Source organism: Streptomyces sp. NPDC087901 (assembly GCF_044742205.1).
GTDB lineage: Bacteria > Actinomycetota > Actinomycetes > Streptomycetales > Streptomycetaceae > Streptomyces.
In genome coordinates this window covers 1-5,216 of the sequence record NZ_JBIUUC010000050.1, presented here as the reverse complement: position 1 = coordinate 5,216, position 5,216 = coordinate 1, and the positions used below count along the sequence as shown (strand labels likewise).

4 protein-coding genes and 1 pseudogene are annotated in these 5,216 nt (G+C 65.1%); 3 read left to right on the top strand and 2 right to left on the bottom strand.

Going from position 1 to position 5,216, the window contains the following annotated elements:
• Positions 1–1,023: 1,023 nt before the first annotated feature.
• A complete protein-coding gene (locus ACIOEW_RS41205) occupies positions 1,024–1,515 on the bottom strand; it encodes an RICIN domain-containing protein (RefSeq protein WP_401970747.1) in 492 nt (163 codons plus the stop codon).
• 517 nt (positions 1,516–2,032) lie between these two features.
• Here ACIOEW_RS41205 and ACIOEW_RS41200 point away from each other — a divergent pair.
• From ACIOEW_RS41200 to ACIOEW_RS41190, 3 genes and pseudogenes are all read left to right on the top strand, one after another.
• A complete protein-coding gene (locus tag ACIOEW_RS41200) occupies positions 2,033–2,299 on the top strand; it encodes a hypothetical protein (RefSeq protein WP_401970745.1) in 267 nt (88 codons plus the stop codon).
• Positions 2,300–2,789: 490 nt separating this feature from the next.
• Positions 2,790–3,503: a type VII secretion system-associated protein gene (locus ACIOEW_RS41195; RefSeq protein ID WP_401970743.1), complete on the top strand. Its 714-nt coding sequence runs from the start codon at positions 2,790–2,792 to the stop codon at positions 3,501–3,503.
• Between the two features lie 177 nt (positions 3,504–3,680).
• Positions 3,681–3,818 (top strand): annotated as a pseudogene (locus ACIOEW_RS41190) (IS256 family transposase); the annotation flags it as partial.
• A 32-nt stretch (positions 3,819–3,850) separates the two neighbouring features.
• On the opposite strand, the gene ACIOEW_RS41185 reads toward ACIOEW_RS41190, so the two are convergent.
• Positions 3,851–5,055, bottom strand: a protein-coding gene (locus tag ACIOEW_RS41185; protein ID WP_401970742.1) for an IS3 family transposase whose coding sequence is annotated in 2 segments (ribosomal slippage) — positions 3,851–4,764 and positions 4,764–5,055 — 1,206 coding nt in all. Because the reading frame shifts where the segments join, the coding sequence is not laid out codon by codon here.
• Between the last annotated feature and the right edge of the window lie 161 nt (positions 5,056–5,216).

Genomic DNA, 5,216 nt, shown 5'->3' with positions numbered 1-5,216 from the left:
CCTGAAGCTCGGAGAGAACTCAATCGCCATGTCTGGTCTTTCTCTACACCGAAAGCGCTGTCGCTACCGTGATCCGAATGATGCACTGCTGGGTACGCGGGTGACGCAATAGACCGCGCCTATTTCCGGGTCCGCGATCCTGCGGCTATCTGATCTGAAACGTCTCCTCAGGCGTGTGACAGAACCGCATGGAAGATCGTGTAGAACTTCACCCGGGTACCCCATCGCGTCGCCAGCCACCAGCAAACCGGAGAAAAGTAACCGCGCGGCAGAGCCGATCACGGCCGAAAGCCGTCGGCGGAACTATTCTGCGACACGCATTCAACGAAGACCCCGAACGGAACCGCGATCTGCCTGCGCTCACCGGGTTGCCGTGGAAGGATCTTCGCGGCTGCGCCACCAAGCCCGAACTCTGGAAAGGTCCGCCTCCGACGTGCTCGCGCCCTGGAGATACCGGCGCCTCCCAGCGTCCGCTATGACCGTGCGTCTATCGACACCAGTCAGGCTGAACCACGGTGTCCGGTTTTCACTTTCAGCGCGCAATGTGATCCGTTGCAACCGCAGTACGGGGTACTCACCGTACGAACTGGCTAGCTGCACGGTGTTGGTGCCGGGTCGCAGCAGCCTCCCGGTCACCGTGAAAGGGATGTCACGTGGGGCACGGAGAGGTGTTGACTCAGGGAGCGGACGAGGGGGACGAGATCGCCCGGGGTCGCGATGACGCTCCCGATGATCAGTGAGCAGCCCGACAGGTGCCCACCCTGCACGTCGATATCGGCGTAGCCACCCCGTCCTGATACGACAACGGCGATGGCCGAAGATTTCGCGACGATCGCCGCAAACGAAGAGGTCCGGCCGCGACGGCTGGACCTCTTCGCTCAACGGGGCGCCAAACGGCGGCAGAGGGCCGGCGCGTGGGGGCTTGATGCCGCGCGTCGCGCAATCGAGCGGAAAAACCCAAGTTTCGGCGCTTCCGCGAGACTCAGGTCAGGCCGGGAAGCCCGTACCCCTCACATGGTGCTCTCAGCCACCACAGCCGGTGTCCCCGACGAGATGCCAACGACTCTTCATGTCGTTGTCGACGGTTTCAGGGGCGGCCACAGAGACACCGCCGCTGTTCCAGCCCGTCAGGGGCTGGTGGGCCAGCCAACTGGTAAACGACTGTTCGCAGTTGTTCAGGGTCCAAAGTTGGCCAAGGTCGCTCGTGGCGCATCCCGAGAGGTAGACGTCAGCACCATTGGTGTCCAGGCATAGGCCTGTCGCCTTGTTTCGGATGATAAAGCCGCCCTTCACCGAGTTGGGCATGTCAGTGTCCGCGACGTTCCAGTCAGTGGAACGAGAGCCTCCCTGGGGGACCGAAAGGCCGCAGGGCAGCTGACTGACACTGCGGCCGCTTCCGCTCAGGCACTTGCCGGTGTAGGCGTTCTGGAAGGCGTAGATGTCAGACGGCCATTCCACTGCCTGAGCGGGACTTCCCGCCATGAGCACCGTCGCGGCAGTAGCGAGCCCCGCCATGATGCGAGCCTTGTACATAGGGACCTTTCACTTCTCGTTTGTCATTGGGCCAAGTAGGAGACACGCGGCGATAGGTGATGCTGCCAGCAGACGATGCGGGGAAGTTTGAGTGTCGTCGCCTTTCGCTCGCCTGGCCCGCGCCACGAGCAAGCGGGGCCGCCCTGACGAGGTGCTGCAACGCGCTCCTACCCACGACGACTGCGTGTCCCGTTCTCTCACTACCCTCAACGCGCAGCAGCCAGGGACAGTTCACCCCCGTAGAGCTCGTATCACGCGACCCAGTCCCGGTAGTCGTGTCGAGGTGGAGTGTGAGAGCGTCGCCCTGGATCGTAGGTGAGGACATGCGTGAGAAGAGTGGCTGGATGAGCGTGGTGTGGGCGGTGACGTCGCCGGAATCGGGACTGTTCCATCCGGTTGAGAGACGTTCAGGGGTGAAGTCTGGCAGACCGCTTCACCGACCTGCGCGCCCATGGCCGGGGGTACGTCGAGGTTCGGTAGCCCGGACAGGGAGTTTCCTGTGCTGATCCTGGCCTTCCAAGATGATCACGCGGTCGTCCATCTGATGAGTGACACCGAACGGATGTCTCTGCTTGCCGGAGACGGCGCCGTGCCCCCGGGGGCCGAGATCGAAGTCGCGATCACGGACGAGCTTGCCGCGTTCACAGGAGACTTTGTCCTGGATACCGATCGGGCGTGGGACCTGGTGAACGACTTCATCCATCAAGGCCGAGCTGATCAAGCACCAAGGGCTGGCGAGACGCTGACCACGTCGAACGCGCAATGACGGAGAGGCCGGTGGGGGCCAAAATGCTCCAGCCGTATGGCCGGAGGGGATCAAGCTGCCGCTACCGGTCGTCATCCACGAACGCGGGGCAGGCAAAGTCGGCTCTCTCCCGCGACATCGCGCTGCACGGCACGGAGGTGGTCCGAGAACTGCCGGTGTTGGCCCCCTCACCCATGTCCAGGGCAGGCCGAGACGGGGGAGCGCCCGGACCGACGAAGTGCCTTCTGCGGAGAGGAACGAGGCGATCGCCTTCATCCGCCTCTCTGGCCAGCGCTCTGTAAACGGGTAGGCCAATTGTCGGGATGGTCAACCCGGGTGACGCTTCCTCTCCGCGGCCTCGAAAATGTGACGGGAGGAGCTATTGGTGCATGCGCACGTCGGTGATCGCCCCGACCCAGCGGAGACAACACCTTTCTTACGCCAACCGACACCCCAGGAAGAGGTCAGAGGGCCCGTGATCCAAACAACCGAGAAGACAAGCGAGGAATCCATGCCCATTGAACTCCCCGACCCAGTTCCGGTCCCGATGTGGACAGAGACCGGACAGGTAGAGGACGACGAACACGTGACCGGCATCTGGGACCCCGGCATCATCCAGCCGCGACGCTTCACAGCACGAGGGGAGGACATGCCCGTCCCGCCGCCGTGGGCCCTCGACGCGGCGCGGCAGGCCCCAGAGAACTGGCTTTTCCTGCCCGACCCCAACTGGGGGGGCGAGGGCATGCCCCCGACCTGGGCCGTACTCGGCCGCTGGCGCAGTAACGCGCACGGCCAAATAGTGGAGTGGCAGGACAACGACGAGTACCGGCCCTCTCCTGAGGCGCTCGGCTGGCCCCACCCCGCCGACGCCGTAGAGGCCGCGCTCCAGCGAACTGCCACCGGCTATGGCCCTCAGGAAGACTTGGTCCGTGCGCTCGCTGAGGTTGAGCAAGTGGCAGTGCCGCTCGACGGGAAGGGTAAACCACGGATCGCAATCACACCCGAGGGTCTCCAAGCCACGGCTATCTTCAGTCCGTTGCCCGCAAGCGGTGCCTTGGACGTGGATGTGCCGGACCACCAGGTTATGTCCGTGACAGACCTTCTCCTGCTTCTGCCCGACAACACAGAGCGGCTGCTCTACCTCGGCTTGTCATCACCAGTTTCCGTCACCTTAAAAGTTGAGCACCTCATCGCCGCCCGAAAGGAGGCGGCGGCACAAGACTAGTAGGCGTGTGGCCAGTGCTCTGACCGGGAAGAACCCGCCGGGTCGCCTGTTCCGCCGGCTAGGTCCTGTCCGATGGGCGGGCCTGCCGCGAACGGTGTAACCTCCGCGCAGAGAGCGGCAGTTTATGACTGACGTGACGAGGGGCGCCGGGATTGATGAGGCTGTGCGGATGATGCTCTGGTGGCTCAGCTGGTGGCCCGGGCTCAGGCCGGCGGGTTGAAGCTGACTGGTGAGGGCGGGCTGCTGCTGCAGCTGACGAAGCGGGTCCTGGAGTCGGCTCTCGAAGGTGAGCTGACCGATCACCTGGGTCACGAACACGGGCCTTGACCCCGGATCCTGGACACGGGTTATGCGGCTTGGGCGAGCGTAGTTGGTGTGAGGTGGAGGGCGTTCTCGAAGGCGATTGGTGATCGTTGTCCGAGGCGGGAGTGTCTGCGTCGGGTGTTGTAGCGGTGGAGCCATCTGAAGGCGTCGAGTCGGGCCTCGCGCTCGTTGGGCCAGGTCTTTCGTCCCTGCAGGGTCTCGCGTTTGAAGGTCGCGTTGAAGGACTCGGCGAGTGCGTTGTCCGCGCTGGACCCGACCGCGCTCATGCTTCGCCGGACCCCTGCTGACCTGCAGGCTTCGGGGAATAACCTGCTCGTGTACTGGGCTCCGTGGTCGGTGTGCATGATCGATCCGGCGAGGCTGCCGCGGGTGCGGATCGCCGCGGCCAGGGCGTCGGTGACGAGGTCCGCGCGCATGTGGTCGGCGATCGCCCAGCCGGCCAGACGGCGCGATGCGAGGTCGATCACGGTCGCCAGGTAGCAGAACTTCCCGCCGTCGATGGGCAGGTAGGTGATGTCGCCGACGTACTTCGTGTTCGGCTTGCCCGCGGTGAAGTCGCGGCCGATCAGGTCCGGGGGCTTGGCCGCGGCCGGATCTGGGACGGTGGTGCGGTGCCGGCGGCGCAACCGGACTCCTTCGATCCCGGATGCCCGCATGATCCTGGCGACACGTTTGTGGTTGACCGCCTCACCGCTCGCCTCGCGGAGCTCGGCGGTGATCCTTGGGGCTCCGTAGGTGCCGTCCGATTCCTGGTGCACCGCCCGGATCCGGGCGGCCAGCCTCGCGTCGGCCGCCTGCCGGGCGGCCCGGTCCGCGGCTGTCCGACGCCAGTAGTAGAAGCTCGAGCGGCTGACGCCGAGGATGCTGCAGAGCCGCTTCACGCCGTAGCGGCGCTGGTGGTCGACGACGCACTGGAAGCGGTTCACCAGCGCGTCTCCCCGGCGAAATACTTGGCGGCCTTCCGCAGGATCTCGCGTTCCTCCTCGAGCTCGCGAACCTTCTTCCGCAGAGCCGCGTTCTCCGCCTCCAGCGGTGCCGGCGGCTGGGCCGGTTCCTGCGTCCGGCGTCCCCGTGGACGGCTTGCTCCGGCAGCCCGGACCCAGTTCCGCAGCGTCTCCGGACTGATCCCCAGATCGGCGGCGACCGACCTGATCGTCGCCTCGGGCCGCGACTCGTACAGCGCGACCGCGTCCGCCTTGAATTCCGGCGGGTAATTCTTCATGACCACGAGATGTCCGTTCTCAGATCCTCAGGATCCAGTGTCTCGTGTGTCCAACATCAGGGGTCAAGGCCCGGTAGGTGATGTCGCCGACCAGCTTGGTGCCGGGGTGCTCGGCGTGGAAGTCGCGGCCGATCAGGTCCGGGGCGGGCCGGCTTCGCCTTCGCGTC

Bases quoted from the DNA above. Each gene is read 5' to 3' on its own strand.
- ACIOEW_RS41205 (WP_401970747.1), bottom strand. From the start codon at position 1,515: ATGGCGGGGCTCGCTACTGCCGCGACGGTGCTCATGGCGGGAAGTCCC.
- ACIOEW_RS41195 (WP_401970743.1), top strand. From the start codon at position 2,790: ATGCCCATTGAACTCCCCGACCCAGTTCCGGTCCCGATGTGGACAGAG.